Raw genomic sequence first — 14,810 nt, 5'->3', positions numbered from 1 at the left:
TCAGTTCAGTCCCAGCGCGGCGAAGTCCGCCTCGTCGATCGGGAAGGGCAGGTCCTCGCCGGGTTGCTTCGGTTCGATGACCACGCGGGGCGGGACGGGGTTCAGCGCGGCGGCCACGGTCTGCCAGTGGAACAGCAGCGTGCTGCGCATGCTGATCAGGTCCTCTTCGGGTGTGGTGCTGGGGTCTTCCCAGTCGCTCGGGTCGATGCCGATGTCCTGCAGCAGCGCGCTGACCTCGTCGGCATCCGCGCCGGCCACCAGCGCCGCGATGCGCTCGTAGGCCTGATCGCGGGGCGCGTGGATGTCCGGGCAGTGCGGGCAGCCCTCGGCCAGCATCCGCTCGCGCGCCAGGTCATCCTGCAGCAGCTCGTCCAGCGCCCAGGTGGGCGTGACGGGGTCCGCGTCGAAGTCGAGGCCTTTCTGCTCGCGTTCCTCCACGACTTCCACGACCAGGTGCAGGTCGAAGCGGCCGTACTTGCCGGTGCTGAACAGCTCGGTGAGATTGTCGCGCGAGTCGCCGTACTTCGTAAAGATCGCGACGGGCACGAAGTCTTTCATCTTGCTGTTCTTCAGCGTGAGCGGCAGCCGCCGGGGTTGTGTGTCGTCCTGGGGGCGGACGATCAGGGTACTGCGGACGTCCTGGTCGTTCTCCTGAGCGGAGAGGACTTCACCCAGGTACTCGAGTTCATCGGCGGGGACGCGCAGCTCGATGGTGCTGATGAGGGTGCCTTTCTTGTCGTACTCGGTGAGCATGCGGTGCGCGGTGACGTCCAGTTCTCGTTTCATTGCAGCCACTCCTGAGCGGTGAGGTGCCCCCACTGCTGGGGCGCGGGCGGGGTGAGGCGGGCCTGGACGATGGCGGTGAGGTCGTCACCGAGATCCCAGAAGCCCTGCTTGCCGCTGCACTGCACCGGCTCGGGGAGGGTGATGACGTCGGTCAGGTGGAGGTGCAGCAGGCCAGGAACGGCCCAGGGGTCGGTGCTGTGCACATCCACGTCGGCTACGGTGGCGACGGCGACGATGCCGGGGAGGATGAACGCCTCGGGGGTCAGCGCGGTGACGCCGCGGCGCGCGAGGTACTGGGCGGCACTGTCGGGCAGCTCGCCGCCGAGGATCCGGTGCACGCCCTGCAGGTCCTCGCAGTGCTGGCGCCACAGGTTCGTCTCGGCCAGCTGGCTCCAGTGCCCGGCGCGCTTGGGCCGCTGGGGGGCGGTGCCGCCGTGAATGGCGATGGTCTCCCCCACCAGCTGCGGGAGGCCCATGAGGTCAGCGGTGCGGGCGTCCCAGTCGCGGTTCTCGACTCTCTTGCCGAGGTGGGCGATGGCGAAGGCCCACGGGTGGCGCAGGGTGAGGGCCTTCATGCAGTACCTCCGAGTAGTACGGGGCTGACGTGGGTGAGGCGGCGCCACGCGACGGGGTTCAGCCACAGGGTTTCGGCGCGCTGCGCGTTCGTCTGGGTGCGGGCGGCCGTGCTGACGGTGTGCCAGCCGGGCAGTTGCTCGCTGTAGTACTCGTTCGCGTACGCGCTGAGCACCACGGGCCCCAGGTGGGCGCGTAGCGCGTCAATCAGCTCGTCGTGTTGCGCCCGGTCCCGCATCTCGTGCTCATACATGCGGGCCCCGCTGCGGATCTCACTCAGGTAGGGCGGGTCGGCGTAGACCAACGTGTCCGGTCCCTGGGTCTGCTCGATCAGGCGCACGGCGGGCATCTGGCTGACCTGCGCTGCAGCCAGCCGGAACGCGGCGTGCTGGATGCGGTCGGGCAGGGTGCGCCAAGCGGTCACGGGACTCTGGCCGCGCACGTCGCGGAAGCGCCAGCTGCTGCGCTGCGTGATGGGTTTGCGGCCCATTTGCTGCCAGCTCACGACGATCAGGCAGCGGGCGCGCTCCAGCTCGCTCAGCCCACCATCGTTCAGGGCCGCCCAGCACTCGCGGTACTCCTGCTCACTCCACGGGGTCAGGGACACCAGTGCGGCGAGTGCGTCGGGTTGCTCGCGCAGGACGCGGAAGAGAGTGACGACGTTGCTGTCGAGGTCGTTGATCACCTCGACGCGGCTCGCGTCTTTATTGAAGAAGACGGCACCGCTCCCGAAGAAGGGCTCGATGTACACATCGTGCGCGGGGAGGTGACTGACCACGAATTCGGCAATGCGCCACTTCGCGCCCGGCCAGCGCAGGACAGGGGCGACGAGCATCACGCCACCTCCATGGTCTTGAACTGGGCCTTCAGGGCCTCGATGTGGTCGGGGGCAGGCGTTTCGACGACACTCGGCTGCCGAAGCGTGCGCCACACCTGCGGGGCGGGCGCGCTGACCACGTCATCCCGCTGGGCGGCCAGTTCCACGGCCAGGGGCGCGCTGTCGGTGGGCTCGGTGACGCGTACGGGGGCCGGGCCAGCCGCGTAGCGCTTGAGGCCGGCGGCCAGCCGCTCGTACGCCTCTTCCGGGTAGACCGGTTCAGGCTCAGCGGCCACCACGGGGCGGCCCAGGATCAGCTCGGCGGCCGGGATGAACTCCGGGCGGATGTCCAGCTCGACGGGTTCAGGCGCGGGGCGCGCGAGGCGGCGCATCAAACTGCTGGGCACCTCGGGGGCATCCTGGGCGGCGTTCTTCCACCACGTCGGCGTGGGCAGCATGCTCACGATCACGAGGCGGGTCTTCGCGCGGGTGGCGCTGGTGTAGAAGAACGGCCGGGCCGTGTCCGCCCGCACCGCGCTCGGCTGGATCAGGATCACGCGGTCCCAGTCGCTGCCCTGCGCCTTGTGCACCGTGATCACGTAGCCCAGCTGCACGTACTTCTCCAGCTCGTCCTCAGGAATCGCGACGCTGCCTTCCTGCGCGCCGATCTGCACGACCAGGTGCATCATCGGGTCGCCCAGTTCTTCTTCCCAGCTGCCGTCCGGCTGCTTGCGCAGCACGCGCTTGGGCTTGTACGTGCGGTCCACGACGCGGCCCGTCTGCCCGTTGAAGATGCCCAGCAGCGTCGAGTTCTTGACGACGATGATCTTGTCCCCGCGCCGCACCTCGGCCTTGTGCAGCGGGCGGTTGCGTTCGCCGGTGCCCAGCTTCCACAACGGGTATTCGAATAGGGCCTCGCCGTCGGGGTTGATGACGGCCTGCGCGGCGAGGTTGTACCGCTCCGCGTTCTCGTTCTGGTACGTGATGGCCTGCCAGTCGTTGAAGTCCTGCCCGCCGTGCCGCCGCACGAGGTCCGTGAACAGCGCCTCGAGGTTCATCTGCGCGGTGTTCAGGTGGAACTCCACGCAGTCCGCCGGGGCGGGCCGCTTGCGGTGCAGGATGCCTTCGGCGACGTGGAGGATGCCCTGCTGGTCCTGCTGGCGGTAGTTGCGTTCCAGGTGCACGCGGGGCGCGCCGTGCCGGATCAGGTCCACGAACGGCGTGCCGTGTCCGATGGGCGGCAGCTGGTTCGGGTCACCCACGACCACGAGGCGGCTGCTGGGGCTGAGGCGCATGACGACGGCCCACAGCAGCCAGTTGGGGAGCATGCTGCTCTCGTCGATCACGACCAGGTCTTCGTCGAGGACGGGCACCGTGAACTCGCGCCGCATGAAGCCCAGCGCCTTGTGGATGGTGCTGGCGTCGGCCATGATCCCGTACCGGTCGAACGCCTCACGCATCCGGTCCGCGGCTTTCCCGGCGAAGGCCATGCCGCGCACCGTGCCGCCTGCGATGGTCACGCACTGGGCCGCTGCGGCGATCACGTGCGTCTTCCCGCAGCCGGCGCCGCCGGTCAGGCTCAGCACGCGGTTGGCGAGAATGGCGCGCACCGCGCGGGTCTGCACGTCATCCAGGCCCAGGCGGTCGCACACAGCCTGTTGCGCCGGAGTGAGGTCAGCCAGGGCGGGCTCGCCGGTGGTCATGCGGCGCATCCAGGCTTCCAGGCCCTTCTCGGCGGCGAGTTCCTCGGGCAGCCAGTACAGGCCCTCCTCGATGTCCACGCCGCTGCCCAGGTGGGCCGGGTCACGCAGTTCCAGCCGGGCGCGTTCGGCGGTGAGTTCCTTCTCGGTGAGGACGCCCTTCTGTTCGAGGATGCTGCGGTTCCCTGCCTCGTGGCGGCGGGGGTCTTCGCTGCCCAGATTGAACTGCGCGAGGGCGATCTTGTCGGCCTTCTTGAAGCCGAAGCCGTCTACCTGCATCAGGTTGTAGGGGTTGCGTTCGATCATGACGAGCGCTTCGTGCGCGTCCCCGTCGCCCAGGTCTTCGATGATGCGGGGGGCGAGGCGGGAACCGACGCCGGGGAGCTCGCGTATGGCTTGGTGAGGGTCGGAGCGGAACCAGAGGGAACCGGGTTGCTGCTTTAACATGATCTCGCCTCTCTTCAGGGGCTGAAAAATGCCCACCGCAGGCTTTCCAGGCGTATGCGGTGGGCTTTTTACGTGCTCCTCAGGGGGATTGGATAGGGTCGAAACTCAGGTCAGTACGGGGGTTCGTCGTTGATGGCGGGCGCGGGCGCCGGAGTGGCCGGACGGGCCGGGGGGCGGCTCGCCGGAGCCTGCTGCTGGGGCGCCGCTGCGGGCTGGGCGGCCTGACGCTGGGGCTTGCGCGGGCCAGTGCCGCCACCCACCTGCATGACGGCCGCGATTTCGTTGCCCTGCTTGCCGTTGCTGTCCCAGACCTTCACGACCAGCTGGCACGTCTTGCCGATCAGCTGCTGATCGCCGACGGTCAGGCCCTTCACTTCGGCCTTCTCGTTGTTGCCCTTCTCGTCCTTGCTCTGCAGGTGATCGACCAGCTCGTCGTAGGACTGGATGAACTCGCCCAGGTCGATGTCGACGGTGTCGGCGTTCTCGCTGGTGATCTTCGTGCCGGCGATTTCGCCCACGCGCTTCCAGAAGATGCTCTTGTCGTTGAAGGCGAAGTTCTTGGGGAAGCCGAGGTAGTCGACGAGTTCGAAGGTCTGCCCGTCCGCTTCGTACTCCCAGACGAACATGATCTTGGGCGCGCCGTCGGGCTGGAACTGGGTGGGCTTGCCCCACATGACGAGGGCTTTCTTGAGGGTCATGGGGTAGGTGCCGGGGTCGAAGAGGGTGCGTTCGAAGGTGCTCTGCTGCTGTGCGGTTCCGCGCATGGTGTGCTCCTGGTGTTGGCCTGGTGCTGGGTGTCGTGGGCCGGGTGAGTGGAGGGGGTCGTGGTGTCCGTGCCGCTGGGCCGCGTGTGCGTTGTGGGCAGCCGCACCCCTGCCAGAGGGGCTAGGGGGTGGGCAGCATCTCCAGCAGCTGCGCGTTGTCTTTCCCGCAGCGCCTCATGGCCCAGGCCGTATCGAGCGCGGTACTGATGGCGTTGCCTTGAAGAGCTACAGCGATGAAGGCCGGGTACCAGGCTTTGGGCAGCGGGATCAGCGTCTTGCGGTACTCCGGGTCGTTGAACAGCGCGTTGAGGTAGTCGTGAATGGCCTGTTCCAGTTCGGTGTCGCTCAGGGCACGCCCGGCCCGCTGCTCGTGGAATGCGCGGCGTTGCTCACGCCAGTCCGGATCGACGAAGAAGGTTTGAGCGGAGTCGTTGAAGCGGGCCATCAGCGCCTCGCCTCGATGCAGAGCCAGCAGAGGGTGGTGCCGGGATCCACGTGGGCGCGGCACTCGGGGCAGGTGGGCAGCGGGTAGTAGCGGCGTTCGATGAGGTGACCGGCGCGGCGCACGACGATCTCCCCCAGCCCGGCGCGGGCGAGGAACGCGAGGGCGTGCGCGGGCCGCTCCTTGGGTGTGGTGCTGAGGGTCACAGCTTCACCGCCCGCACAGCCAGCGCCAGGGCAATCACGCCGTTCACGGCGGACTCGGCCACCTGTTGGAGTTCGAGGATCTTCAAGCCCAGGCAGATGCCGACGAGCAGGGTCAGGATGAACAGCAGGGCCAGCAGCGAGCGGCGCCGGGCGCGGGCGATCATGGCGCTGACGAGCGGCGGGGTCACTGCATCCCCCGGCGAGCCTTCAGCAGGGCCGCTTCCAGCTGGGCGGCCTCCTCGTGGTTCAGCTGGATCTCCTTGCCGTCCACTTCGATTCGGACAGTGCGCTCATACGGGACGGCTTCGACGCTGATCTCGTGGCCGAAAGCGGTGAGTCCGAAGCTCGTGTCGTAGTAGCCGCTCACGCCGCGCCGCCGGGGTACAGGGGCACGCTGACCGGGCCGGTCACGGGGTTGCTCAGCGTCACTGTCAGGGCGGGGCTGAATTCCAGCTGCGCGCCCCAGCGGGTGTGATCAGCAATGCGCTGCTCGACTTCGCGGGCGATGCTGCTGGCGTGCCCGATCAGTTCGCTGGGCAGCGCGACGTTCGTGCCGACTTCGAGGCGGACCAGCTCGCCGTGAGCGAACTGCGCGAGCATGGGCGTGCTGGGCCCGAGGGGCTGCACGCGGTTCCACTGGTAGATGCCGTCCTGTATCATGTTCGTACCTCCTCCCCCCGCTGAGCCGCTTCCGACGGCATTGACGCGGGGGGTGTGTGCTTTCAGCTCGCCTTGGCGGGCTGCGGGGTGGGCTTGCGCGGGATGCTCAGCAGCGCGCGGTGAATGCGGGCGAGGTTCTCGGGGGCGTACGGATCACTGCCGTCTGCCATCACGACGGCCACGACACGCACGGACGAGGGGCGGATGGGCTGAGTCATGCCATTTGCCTCCGGAAGTCGGCGGACAGGTCTTTCTCGGGTACATCCGAGTTTGGCGGTAAAAAAAGCTCGTACCGTTGGCATCCCAGTGCCGCACACAGGGCATCGAGGGTGTTGCCGTCTACTCCATTGATCGCCCCCTGTTCGTGCTTGAAGATGGTCGCCACCGACACGTCAGCAGCAGCCGCGAGCTGTTGCTGCGTCAGACCCGCCGCCTTTCGGCGGGCCTTCAGCCCGGACAGCAATATCTCCATACCCGAGATAATATACCTCTGCCCTAGTAACGTCAATATTATTTCGGATGTACCGTTGGAAATCCGGGAACCCCGGACTAATACTCTCCGTACTATGCGCCATGTTGGTAGAAACTCGGATGGGCGGCCATAACGTGGCACGCGGGCCGCAGCCTAAAAACCCAGTACCCAACTGGGCGCTGGCCCTGCGCATGCGCAGGGTGCAGTTAGGCAACCTCACTCAGGAGGACGTCCAGGAGCGATCCAAAGACCTCATCTCCCAGGGAACTGTCTCCGATCTGGAGCGCGGGAAAATCACTCTCGACAGCCTGAACGTTCGCCGGGCATCCGCACTGGCACAGGCTCTCGGATGGAGCCTGATAGAGATGCAGCGAGCGACAGGTGTGGATTTAGGTCTGACAGAAGCCCACGAAATCAAAGCCGCTGAGCCTACCCCCGTGTACAGCCTGAAAGCACTGGGAAGCGTCACACCCGTCTCAGACGGGGTCAACATCACCCCCAATCCCGGCCCGCATCCTGCCAACTGGATGCAGACCTTCATGGACGGAGATGAAATGGACCCCCGCATTCGCGATGGCGAGACCATTTATCTCGACACCGATAAAACAACCCCCGACAAGGGCGTGTACGTCATTCGATACCGCGACAGGGCTTACGTCCGTCGGTTCTCTCAGCTGCCCACCGGCCCAGCATGGACAGCGGATAATCCAGCGTTCGCCCACCAATTCATACCTGATGGCCCCGAAGTGACCGTGCTTGGCAAGATTTATCGCGTGGTCGGCATTCGAGACAGCAAGGCTCTTAACTAAAGGAGATTCCGATGCCCGCCAGCCTCATCCTTCCCAAAAGCCAGCCGCGTACCAATTACACGCTCCCACTTTCAGGCATGGTGCAGGCCAGCCTCCCCTTCGCGCCTGCCGATGATGATGACTTCGACCTGCTCGACAGCATTGAAATCATGCTGCGCGGCACTCAATACCACCCACACGTTCGAGCCTTCCAAGTGACTGGCAACAGCATGGACGACGGCACGCGAAATGCCATTCGACATGGGGACATCGTGCTGGTGAACAGCCGGGACGAGTTCAACACCACGCGGCCCTGCCTGTTCGAGACGCCAAACGGGTACATCATCAAGACCCGCGGCCTCGTGAATGGGACTCCGGCGCTCGTCAGTGCGAACTCGACCGTGCCCCCAATCCTCGACATGACCGACATCCGTCCCTGCGGCAGCGTGTACGGCGTCTACCTGGGGCCTTACCGCGTCCGGATGCTCTGATGACCCGCACGGCCATCTACCTCCGAATCTCTGACCCTCGAGGGGACCGGGACGACCGCTTCGGTCTCGCGGTTCAGGAGCGGGCCTGTCGGGAGTACGCGGCCCGCGCTGGCCTGACCGTCCAGAAGGTCTACACGGACGCAGTGACCGGCGTGACCGAGACCCGCGTGGGCTTCGGGCAGCTGCTCGCCGAGGCGGACGCCTACACCGACGTGATCGTGTACGCCGTCGACCGACTGGCCCGCCACCCGAAGGCCGGGTACGCCCTCCTCGAAACTTTGCAGGCGGCCGGGCTTCAGGTACACACCGCCATCGAGGGCATGCTGGACCTGGAAGACGACGCGGGGGCCCTGAACTTCGGGGTCAGGATCGTCATGGCTGATGCGGAACGCCGGCGCATCGTCCGCCGCCTCACCGAAGGCAAGAAGCAGAAGGTCCGCAACGGCCAGCCGCTCGCGCCCCTGCGCTGCTACGGGTACCAGAACGGCGAGGTGTTCGAAGAGCAGGCGCAGTGGGTGCGGTGGATGTACCAGCAGGCCCTCGTGACCGGCACGCACGAGATCATGAACGAACTCCAACGCCTTGGGGTGCCCAGCAGTGCCGGCCACCCCAAGTGGAACCGGGACCAGGTGCTGAAGATCCTCCGGAACAGCGTCTACCGGGGCGAGTACCTGTACGGCCGGGACCGCCGCACCCGCCGCGCCCACCCGGACGCCATCAGCTGCCCCTGCCCCCGCATCGTGGATGACGAGACGTGGTACGCCGTCCAGCGCGCCATCGACTACCGCCGCAGCGGCGCAGGCCGCCGGGGCAGCCGCACCGACCTGTTCTCCCTGACCGGCCGCATCCGGTGCGCCGAGTGCGGGGCGGCCATGGTCGGCCGGCGCCCAGGTGGGCCCGACACCCGGAACGCCGGGTACGTCTACTACGCCTGTGGCGACCCAGCCCTGATGCGCCACCGCAAGGGCTGCACGCACCGGAAGTTCTACCCGGCCGTCGACGTGCACGGCGCAGTGCAGGCTGAACTGGAACGCCTGGCGCGGCAGCCCGCGCAGCTGGCGAGCATGGTGGTCACGCCCACCTCGCGTCCCATCGACACCGACAAGGCCGTGTACGACATCGACGCGCAGCTGACCAAGGCGCGCAACGCCTACCTGCGCGGCATTGACACGGAGGACGAGTACGCGGAGACCAAGGCCACCCTCCTGGCTCAGCGGGCCCGCTTGCTGGCCCTGGCCGAAGGGGGACAGCCTGAGCCGGTAGCGGACGCCGGCCACCTGCAACGCGCCTTGACCGAGGCGCTGGAACTGGGAGACCTGCACCAGGCTGCTGGCCGCCTGGGCCTGCTGGTGCGCGTGGCGCCCGGCGGCGAGATCACGCTGGCGCTAGACCCGTCGTAGCCAGTGCATGAGTGCCGATGTGGTGGTCAGGACGTCGTCGATCAGCAGGACCGGCCCGGTGGGCAGGAAGCCCTCGTGTGCGCGGAACGCGCCGTGCAGGTCCTCGCGCTGCGTGCCCTGGCGGCGGGCCTGCTGCGCGGTGGCGCGGGTGCGGGTCAGGGCGGGGACGCACGGGACGGCCAGGGCGCTGGCCAGGGCGCGGCCGAGCAGTTCGGCCTGATTGAAGCCCCGCTGGCGTTGCCGGTCGGGGTGCAGCGGGACGGGAATGACGGCCTGCACGTCCCACGTGGCGGGGACGCCGGTGGCGAGCGTCTCGCCGAGGATGCGGGCGAGGTCGCGGGCCTGCGCGAACTTCAGTTCCCGCACGGCGCGTCGGCGCACGCCGCTGTACGGGCCGAGCGTCACGAGGTGCGGTTCCGGCCGGGCGCGCAGGGGGCTGTGGTGCTGCACGTGGGGGCGCAGGGCGGCGCGGCAGTCCGGGCACAGTCCGGCGTGCGCGCCGAGTTGCGCGCCGCAGCCGGGGCAGGCGCGGGGCAGCAGGGTGCGCAGCGCGCCGAGCAGGGCCGTTCCGAACGCAGCGGTCATGCGGCGAGTGAATCACGCGGCGGGGCGTGGCGTTGCCTCAGGTGAGCCTCTACGGGGCGGGCTGCTGCAGTTCGTCCAGGAAGAGGGGCGGGCGGGTCGCCTCGATCCGCTGCCACGCGGCGGTCAGGCCGTCCGGGTCGAGCATCGGCGCGGCCAGCGCGAAGCACGCGATGTGATGCGCGCACACGAGCGCGACGCCGCCTGCCCCGAGCCGGGCCTGCTCGGCGGGCGTCAGCAGGCGCGCGAACGCGGCCGGGTCGCCCAGCGCGGGGTGGCTGCCCTCGCGGATCGCGGCGCGCAGGAACGCGGCGACCTCCGAGGGGTTCAGCCAGAAGCCGAACATCAGCTGGTCGCTCAGGGTGTCCAGTCGGCGCATGCGCGCGCCGTCCAGGCCGCGCCGCACCAGTGAGCGGGCGAGGTCCTGGCGTTCCAGGCGCAGCGCGGCGTACTCGCTCAGGCGCAGCTGCTCGCCGGGCGGCGTGACGCGGCCGCCCACGGCGCGGCGCAGGCGGTAGGCGAGCACGTATTCCTGGTACTCGCGCAGCAGTTCGCTGACGGGCAGGGTCACGCCGGTCAGTGTACGGGCCTCCCATACGGCACACGGGGTTTTCACACCCGTTTGACACTGGGGGGGCATGCTGCGCGGGACGGACATGTTGGACAACTGCTGCGCGGTGGGGACAAAGGCCACCGCGTGACCCCGTACGCTGATGGTATCCAAGTCAGTTTCAAGGAGATTCCCATGCACCTGCTGAGGCGCAATCATCAATTCGAATTCCGTTCCCCGTCCGGTGATGACCTGTTCGGCGCGGCCGACCTGTACAGCGACGCCGGGGCGACCCGCGCGGTGCTGGTGCTGCGCGGCATTCCGGCGGCCGAGGCGCCGCGCGCGCTGGCGTCCCTGAACCACTCGTGGCTGCCGTACCTGCTGCGGGCCGACACGACGCTGCTGGTGCTGACGCTGCGCCCGCACGCGGACGGCGAGAAGGCCCGCGCGGTGGTGCTGCCGCTCAGCGCGTAAATCCCATTCACAGGACGGCGCGGCCCCAGGTTCCGGGGGCCGCGCCGTCTGCCGTCAGGGTCAGGCGGGGCGGGGGTGCGGGGCGGTCTGCACGGCCTTCAGGGCCAGCAGGGTGGCGGCCACGTCCAGCAGGGCGTGCAGGCCGTACACGGTCAGGCTGACCGCGTCGGGCGCCCCGGCCAGACGGGCCACCGGCACGACGTTCACGACGCCCAGCGCGAGGCTCAGGGGCGCGGCGGCGTTCAGCCACGACAGCAGGCGCGCGCGGGCGACCGGGTCCTCCGGGTGCGGAGCGGCGCGCACGAGGCTGCCGTACACGGCGTTCTTCGCCAGGATGAACCCCAGTTCGATGGTGGCGATGGCGGTCAGCGCGACCGGGTTCGCGTTCAGGCTGCCGCTCAGGTACACCAGGGCGCTCAGGGCCCACAGGGCCAGCCGCAGGGACGTCAACCAGGGAAACAGGCCGCGCAGGGAGCGCAGCACGCCGTCCCCGTCCGGGGTGGGCACCGCGTGCGTGTAGCGGGCCAGGAGCTGCGTCCACCACACGAGCACCACGGCGGCCAGCAGGGCGCGCAGGGTCGCCAGCCACGCGAACTGGTCGTCCAGGCCCGCGCGCCACAGGCTGTACGCACCGAGCGCGAGGGTCGCGGCGACCAGCGTCCACAGGGCGGCCAGGGCCGCGGCGCGCCAGCGCCCCGGAGTGATGGACCCCGCGGTCATGACAGGCCCAGTTTCGCGGTCAGGCGCTCGCGCACCACCTCCGGCTTGGCCTGCCCGCCCATGGCCTTCATGACCGGGCCGAACAGCGCGTTCATGGCCTTCGCGTTCCCGCCGCGCACCTTCTCGACGGTGGCGGGGTCGGCGGCCATCGCGGCGTCGATGGCGGCGTCGATGGCCGTCGTGTCGGTCACGACGCTCAGGCCGCGCTCCTGCACGAGAACGGCGGGGTCGTGCCCGGCGAGCACGTCGGGCAGCAGGTCCTTGGCGATCTTGCCGCTGATGGTGCCCGCGTCGATCAGACCCACGAGCGCGGCCAGATGCGCGGGCCGCAGGGCGCTGCCGTCCAGCGTCTCCTCGCGCGCGGCGAGCAGGCCGGACACGTCGCCCAGCAGCCAGTTCGCGAGTTTCTGCGCATCCACGTTCTGCGCGTCCGGCCGGGGTTGCGCCGTCAGCGCCTCGTCGAAGAAGCGCGACAGCGGCACGCTGAGGCTCAGCGTCTGCGCGTCCGCCGCGCGCACGCCCGCCGCGAGGTAACGCTCCAGCTTCTGCGCGGGCAGTTCGGGCATCCGCGCGCGGACGCGGGCGATCCACTCGGGCGTGATGTCCAGCGGCGGCAGGTCCGGCTCGGGGAAGTAACGGTAGTCGGCCTCGCCCTCCTTGGTGCGCATCAGGAACGTCTTCTGCCCGCCCTCGTCCCAGCCGAGGGTGTCCTGCGTGATGCGCCCCCCGGCGTCCAGGATGCGCGCCTGCCGGGCCGTCTCGAACTCGATAGCACGCGCCACGCTGCGGAACGAGTTGAGGTTCTTCACCTCGCACTTCGTGCCCCACGGCTCGCCGGGCCTGTGCAGGCTGAGGTTCACGTCGCAGCGCATCTTGCCTTCCTCGGGCGCCGCGTCGCTGACACCCAGCGCCTGCGCGATGGCCTGCACGCTCTCCAGGAACGCGCGGGCCTGCTCGGCGCCTGTGATGTCGGCCTCGGTGACCATCTCCAGCAGGCTGGACCCGGCGCGGTTCAGGTCCAGCATGGAATACGGCGCGTACGTGGGGTGCGTGAGTTTCCCCGCGTCGTCCTCCAGGTGCGCGCGTTTGATGCGGATGCGGTGCGTACTGCCGTCCTCCAGCGTCACGTCCAGGAAGCCGTCGCGGGCGATGGGCCGGTCGTACTGCGACAGCTGGAAGTTCTTCGGGGCGTCCGGGTAGAAGTAGTTCTTCCGGTGGAACTGCGTGAAGCCCGACACGTCGCAGTTCAGGCCCAGGCCGAACATCATGGCGAGTTCCACCGCCTCGCGGTTCAGGGTCGGCAGGGTGCCGGGCAGGCCCAGCGTGAACGGGTCCGTGAACGAATTCGGCTGCGCGCCGTGATACTCCTGCGGGCACGCGCTGAAGATCTTCGATTTCGTCTTCAGCTGCAGGTGAACTTCCAGACCAATGACCGCCTGATACGCCATGACGCGCAGGATACCGCCCCGGGGCGGGAAACCCGGCGCTCAGGACTAGGAAGGCGTCCCCTCACCGGGCCCCTCAGCGCCCGGCGGCGCACGCTCCCGTGAGTTCCGGGCGGTACTCGAAGTGCATGGTGTCGAGGTGATACCAGCGCCCACCCCAGATCCAGCCGCGCCGCTCGAAGGTGTGCACCAGCCCCGCCGGGAACTGGTTGCGCCAGGGAATGCCGCGCTGCCCCTCGCGGAAGCCGCTCCACTGCCAGTACGCGGCGCGGGCGGTGTTCAGGTCGATGGCCGCGCCGAACGAGTGGACGCTGCGCCGGGGCGTGCCCGCCACCGTGCGCCACAGGAACGTGCCCGCGCTGGGCGTCAGGAACGCCCGCCACTCCGGGTGCGCCGCCAGGTCCTTCGCGACCGCCCGCAGGGCGTCGGCCGCGCCGTTCACGCGCGTGACCCGCAGCGGCTGCCCGAACCAGTCCACGGTCACGAGGTTCGCGCGCACGGCAGAGTCGGACGCGCCGTACATCTTCCGCAGCAGAGGCTCGAAGCGCACGCGCCCCGGATCGCTCAGGTACGCGGGCGCCGTCAGGGGCGCGCACGCCGGGTACGCGGCGTCCAGCTGATCGAGCAGGCCCGGCGCGTCCAGTCGGCCCGGGTAGGTGGTGGCCGCGCTGCGGGTCAGGGGCATGCGCGTCCCGTCGCGCCACACGAGCGCGCCGCCCTCCACGCCCCGCAGGAACGCCGGGTACGCCGCCACCAGCCGCTGCGCGGCGGCCGACTCGGCGGGGGTCAGCGACTCGGCGGGGGTCAGGGCCGACGCCCACCCCAGTCCGGCCCCCAGCACGCAGGCCCACACGTTACGCCTCTGCACCCGCGTAGCGTAACGCCTCGTTAACGCTGCCAGGCGCACACTGACCCCGTGCCTGAGCGGCGATGCAAGGGGGGCCGGAACCCGGGCCGGCCCGCCTCTCACGCCGCGCCACGCACCGCCGATGTCCTCTCCGTCTTCCCCCCTGAAAGTCGTCACGCCGTGACGCGAAGGCAGCCCATGACGAACTATCCCCTTGCCAACTTCACCGGTTCCTGCGGCGAATCCTCCACCCGGGGCCAACCCAACTCCGTGACCTGCCCGCGCGGCATGCAGCCCAACGAGGCCGCCGCCATCGACGGCAACACGGACTTGTCCACCTGCATGGTCGCCAACGGCGGCGCCAAGGTGTACGGCATCACCCTGACCGGTTCGCCCGGCATCTACGACTACGTCGTGAACGTGGACGCGCAGGGCCCCAGCGGCTTCGGCAGCGGCAGCATGTACCTGGCGTTCACGGATCAGTCCGGCGACACGTACTCCCTGTCCATCTACAGCAGCAGCCGTTCGGTGCACACCGTGCGCTACAACAGCCAGCAGCCGGCCATCGTGAAGATGTGGTGGAGCGACTACAGCTTCGACGTGTGATCCGGAGCTTCGACGTGTAAACCAGCCCGACTGAGCCGCG

General features: G+C 68.9%; 22 protein-coding genes. 5 read left to right on the top strand and 17 right to left on the bottom strand.

What is annotated here, in order from left to right; all coding sequences use genetic code 11:
* The 12 genes from DEIGR_RS03990 to DEIGR_RS03940 all read right to left on the bottom strand — a co-directional run bounded on the left by DEIGR_RS03990 (window position 1) and on the right by DEIGR_RS03940 (window position 6,867).
* Window positions 1-786 carry a hypothetical protein gene (locus DEIGR_RS03990; protein ID WP_058975469.1) on the bottom strand — a complete coding sequence of 262 codons (786 nt, stop codon included), beginning with the start codon at window positions 784-786 and terminating at the stop codon, window positions 1-3.
* Complete coding sequence (locus DEIGR_RS03985) at window positions 783-1,361, bottom strand: ASCH domain-containing protein (RefSeq protein ID WP_058975467.1); 579 nt, start codon at window positions 1,359-1,361, stop codon at window positions 783-785. Before DEIGR_RS03985 ends, DEIGR_RS03990 begins: the two co-directional genes overlap by 4 nt.
* Entirely contained in the window at window positions 1,358-2,194 is an 837-nt protein-coding gene (locus DEIGR_RS03980) for a DNA adenine methylase (RefSeq protein WP_058975465.1), read from the bottom strand. The genes DEIGR_RS03985 and DEIGR_RS03980 overlap by 4 nt, the downstream gene beginning before the upstream one ends.
* A complete protein-coding gene (locus DEIGR_RS03975; RefSeq protein WP_153013617.1) occupies window positions 2,194-4,323 on the bottom strand; it encodes an AAA family ATPase in 2,130 nt (709 codons plus the stop codon). Before DEIGR_RS03975 ends, DEIGR_RS03980 begins: the two co-directional genes overlap by 1 nt.
* 110 nt (window positions 4,324-4,433) lie before the next feature.
* A complete protein-coding gene (locus tag DEIGR_RS03970) occupies window positions 4,434-5,087 on the bottom strand; it encodes a hypothetical protein (protein ID WP_058975461.1) in 654 nt (217 codons plus the stop codon).
* 121 nt (window positions 5,088-5,208) lie between these two features.
* The gene (locus DEIGR_RS03965) at window positions 5,209-5,532 is read right to left on the bottom strand and encodes a hypothetical protein (RefSeq protein ID WP_058975459.1); all 324 of its coding nucleotides are present in this window, start codon (window positions 5,530-5,532) and stop codon (window positions 5,209-5,211) included.
* Window positions 5,532-5,735, bottom strand: a complete 204-nt coding sequence (locus tag DEIGR_RS03960) for a hypothetical protein (protein ID WP_058975457.1) — start codon at window positions 5,733-5,735, stop codon at window positions 5,532-5,534. The genes DEIGR_RS03965 and DEIGR_RS03960 overlap by 1 nt, the downstream gene beginning before the upstream one ends.
* On the bottom strand, window positions 5,732-5,923 hold the full coding sequence (locus DEIGR_RS03955) for a hypothetical protein (RefSeq protein ID WP_058975455.1): 192 nt from the start codon (window positions 5,921-5,923) through the stop codon (window positions 5,732-5,734). The genes DEIGR_RS03960 and DEIGR_RS03955 overlap by 4 nt, the downstream gene beginning before the upstream one ends.
* Entirely contained in the window at window positions 5,920-6,102 is a 183-nt protein-coding gene (locus DEIGR_RS03950) for a hypothetical protein (RefSeq protein WP_058975454.1), read from the bottom strand. Before DEIGR_RS03950 ends, DEIGR_RS03955 begins: the two co-directional genes overlap by 4 nt.
* Window positions 6,099-6,395, bottom strand: a complete 297-nt coding sequence (locus DEIGR_RS03945; RefSeq protein WP_058975452.1) for a hypothetical protein — start codon at window positions 6,393-6,395, stop codon at window positions 6,099-6,101. Before DEIGR_RS03945 ends, DEIGR_RS03950 begins: the two co-directional genes overlap by 4 nt.
* Before the next feature lie 62 nt (window positions 6,396-6,457).
* A complete protein-coding gene (locus tag DEIGR_RS20790; RefSeq protein ID WP_157445367.1) occupies window positions 6,458-6,613 on the bottom strand; it encodes a hypothetical protein in 156 nt (51 codons plus the stop codon).
* Entirely contained in the window at window positions 6,610-6,867 is a 258-nt protein-coding gene (locus DEIGR_RS03940) for a helix-turn-helix domain-containing protein (protein WP_058975449.1), read from the bottom strand. Before DEIGR_RS03940 ends, DEIGR_RS20790 begins: the two co-directional genes overlap by 4 nt.
* Window positions 6,868-6,968: 101 nt before the next feature.
* On the opposite strand from DEIGR_RS03940, the gene DEIGR_RS19570 reads away from it, so the two are divergent.
* The 3 genes from DEIGR_RS19570 to DEIGR_RS03925 are packed head-to-tail and all read left to right on the top strand — an operon-like array spanning window position 6,969 to window position 9,546.
* Complete coding sequence (locus DEIGR_RS19570) at window positions 6,969-7,676, top strand: LexA family transcriptional regulator (RefSeq protein WP_160329909.1); 708 nt, start codon at window positions 6,969-6,971, stop codon at window positions 7,674-7,676.
* Window positions 7,677-7,687: 11 nt separating this feature from the next.
* A complete protein-coding gene (locus DEIGR_RS03930) occupies window positions 7,688-8,146 on the top strand; it encodes a S24 family peptidase (protein WP_153013616.1) in 459 nt (152 codons plus the stop codon).
* Window positions 8,146-9,546 carry a recombinase family protein gene (locus tag DEIGR_RS03925; RefSeq protein ID WP_058975443.1) on the top strand — a complete coding sequence of 467 codons (1,401 nt, stop codon included), beginning with the start codon at window positions 8,146-8,148 and terminating at the stop codon, window positions 9,544-9,546. Before DEIGR_RS03930 ends, DEIGR_RS03925 begins: the two co-directional genes overlap by 1 nt.
* Here the strand turns inward: DEIGR_RS03925 and DEIGR_RS03920 are convergent.
* Together DEIGR_RS03920 and DEIGR_RS03915 are read right to left on the bottom strand one after the other, a co-directional pair.
* The gene (locus DEIGR_RS03920) at window positions 9,532-10,131 is read right to left on the bottom strand and encodes a ComF family protein (protein WP_058975436.1); all 600 of its coding nucleotides are present in this window, start codon (window positions 10,129-10,131) and stop codon (window positions 9,532-9,534) included. The genes DEIGR_RS03925 and DEIGR_RS03920 overlap by 15 nt on opposite strands.
* A gap of 49 nt (window positions 10,132-10,180) precedes the next feature.
* Window positions 10,181-10,699, bottom strand: a complete 519-nt coding sequence (locus DEIGR_RS03915; protein ID WP_322787150.1) for a hypothetical protein — start codon at window positions 10,697-10,699, stop codon at window positions 10,181-10,183.
* Between the two features lie 174 nt (window positions 10,700-10,873).
* On the opposite strand from DEIGR_RS03915, the gene DEIGR_RS03910 reads away from it, so the two are divergent.
* Window positions 10,874-11,152 carry a hypothetical protein gene (locus DEIGR_RS03910; protein WP_058975434.1) on the top strand — a complete coding sequence of 93 codons (279 nt, stop codon included), beginning with the start codon at window positions 10,874-10,876 and terminating at the stop codon, window positions 11,150-11,152.
* A 60-nt stretch (window positions 11,153-11,212) separates the two neighbouring features.
* On the opposite strand, the gene DEIGR_RS03905 is transcribed toward DEIGR_RS03910, so the two are convergent.
* From DEIGR_RS03905 to DEIGR_RS03895, 3 genes are all read right to left on the bottom strand, one after another.
* Window positions 11,213-11,872, bottom strand: coding sequence for a hypothetical protein (locus tag DEIGR_RS03905; RefSeq protein ID WP_058975432.1), 660 nt, complete (start codon window positions 11,870-11,872; stop codon window positions 11,213-11,215).
* On the bottom strand, window positions 11,869-13,320 hold the full coding sequence (gene gatB / locus DEIGR_RS03900; protein WP_058975429.1) for an Asp-tRNA(Asn)/Glu-tRNA(Gln) amidotransferase subunit GatB: 1,452 nt from the start codon (window positions 13,318-13,320) through the stop codon (window positions 11,869-11,871). The genes DEIGR_RS03905 and gatB overlap by 4 nt, the downstream gene beginning before the upstream one ends.
* A gap of 73 nt (window positions 13,321-13,393) precedes the next feature.
* Window positions 13,394-14,185, bottom strand: coding sequence for a M15 family metallopeptidase (locus DEIGR_RS03895; RefSeq protein WP_201785744.1), 792 nt, complete (start codon window positions 14,183-14,185; stop codon window positions 13,394-13,396).
* A gap of 177 nt (window positions 14,186-14,362) precedes the next feature.
* On the opposite strand from DEIGR_RS03895, the gene DEIGR_RS03890 reads away from it, so the two are divergent.
* Window positions 14,363-14,770, top strand: coding sequence for a hypothetical protein (locus DEIGR_RS03890; protein ID WP_153013615.1), 408 nt, complete (start codon window positions 14,363-14,365; stop codon window positions 14,768-14,770).
* Window positions 14,771-14,810: the final 40 nt, after the last annotated feature.

Origin of the sequence: Deinococcus grandis (assembly GCF_001485435.1) — a bacterium.
GTDB lineage: Bacteria > Deinococcota > Deinococci > Deinococcales > Deinococcaceae > Deinococcus > Deinococcus grandis.
The sequence above is the reverse complement of the archived record's forward strand: the minus strand, read 5'-3'. Positions and strand labels throughout refer to the sequence as shown.

Excerpts from the sequence above, each read along its gene's own strand:
- DEIGR_RS20790 (WP_157445367.1), bottom strand. The coding sequence starts at position 6,613 with ATGACTCAGCCCATCCGCCCCTCGTCCGTGCGTGTCGTGGCCGTCGTG.
- DEIGR_RS03985 (WP_058975467.1), bottom strand. The coding sequence starts at position 1,361 with ATGAAGGCCCTCACCCTGCGCCACCCGTGGGCCTTCGCCATCGCCCAC.
- DEIGR_RS03920 (WP_058975436.1), bottom strand. The coding sequence starts at position 10,131 with ATGACCGCTGCGTTCGGAACGGCCCTGCTCGGCGCGCTGCGCACCCTG.
- gatB (WP_058975429.1), bottom strand. The coding sequence starts at position 13,320 with ATGGCGTATCAGGCGGTCATTGGTCTGGAAGTTCACCTGCAGCTGAAG.
- DEIGR_RS19570 (WP_160329909.1), top strand. The coding sequence starts at position 6,969 with ATGTTGGTAGAAACTCGGATGGGCGGCCATAACGTGGCACGCGGGCCG.
- DEIGR_RS03910 (WP_058975434.1), top strand. The coding sequence starts at position 10,874 with ATGCACCTGCTGAGGCGCAATCATCAATTCGAATTCCGTTCCCCGTCC.
- DEIGR_RS03970 (WP_058975461.1), bottom strand. The coding sequence starts at position 5,087 with ATGCGCGGAACCGCACAGCAGCAGAGCACCTTCGAACGCACCCTCTTC.
- DEIGR_RS03930 (WP_153013616.1), top strand. The coding sequence starts at position 7,688 with ATGCCCGCCAGCCTCATCCTTCCCAAAAGCCAGCCGCGTACCAATTAC.
- DEIGR_RS03905 (WP_058975432.1), bottom strand. The coding sequence starts at position 11,872 with ATGACCGCGGGGTCCATCACTCCGGGGCGCTGGCGCGCCGCGGCCCTG.
- DEIGR_RS03980 (WP_058975465.1), bottom strand. The coding sequence starts at position 2,194 with ATGCTCGTCGCCCCTGTCCTGCGCTGGCCGGGCGCGAAGTGGCGCATT.
- DEIGR_RS03945 (WP_058975452.1), bottom strand. The coding sequence starts at position 6,395 with ATGATACAGGACGGCATCTACCAGTGGAACCGCGTGCAGCCCCTCGGG.
- DEIGR_RS03925 (WP_058975443.1), top strand. The coding sequence starts at position 8,146 with ATGACCCGCACGGCCATCTACCTCCGAATCTCTGACCCTCGAGGGGAC.
- DEIGR_RS03965 (WP_058975459.1), bottom strand. The coding sequence starts at position 5,532 with ATGGCCCGCTTCAACGACTCCGCTCAAACCTTCTTCGTCGATCCGGAC.
- DEIGR_RS03975 (WP_153013617.1), bottom strand. The coding sequence starts at position 4,323 with ATGTTAAAGCAGCAACCCGGTTCCCTCTGGTTCCGCTCCGACCCTCAC.
- DEIGR_RS03890 (WP_153013615.1), top strand. The coding sequence starts at position 14,363 with ATGACGAACTATCCCCTTGCCAACTTCACCGGTTCCTGCGGCGAATCC.
- DEIGR_RS03990 (WP_058975469.1), bottom strand. The coding sequence starts at position 786 with ATGAAACGAGAACTGGACGTCACCGCGCACCGCATGCTCACCGAGTAC.
- DEIGR_RS03940 (WP_058975449.1), bottom strand. The coding sequence starts at position 6,867 with ATGGAGATATTGCTGTCCGGGCTGAAGGCCCGCCGAAAGGCGGCGGGT.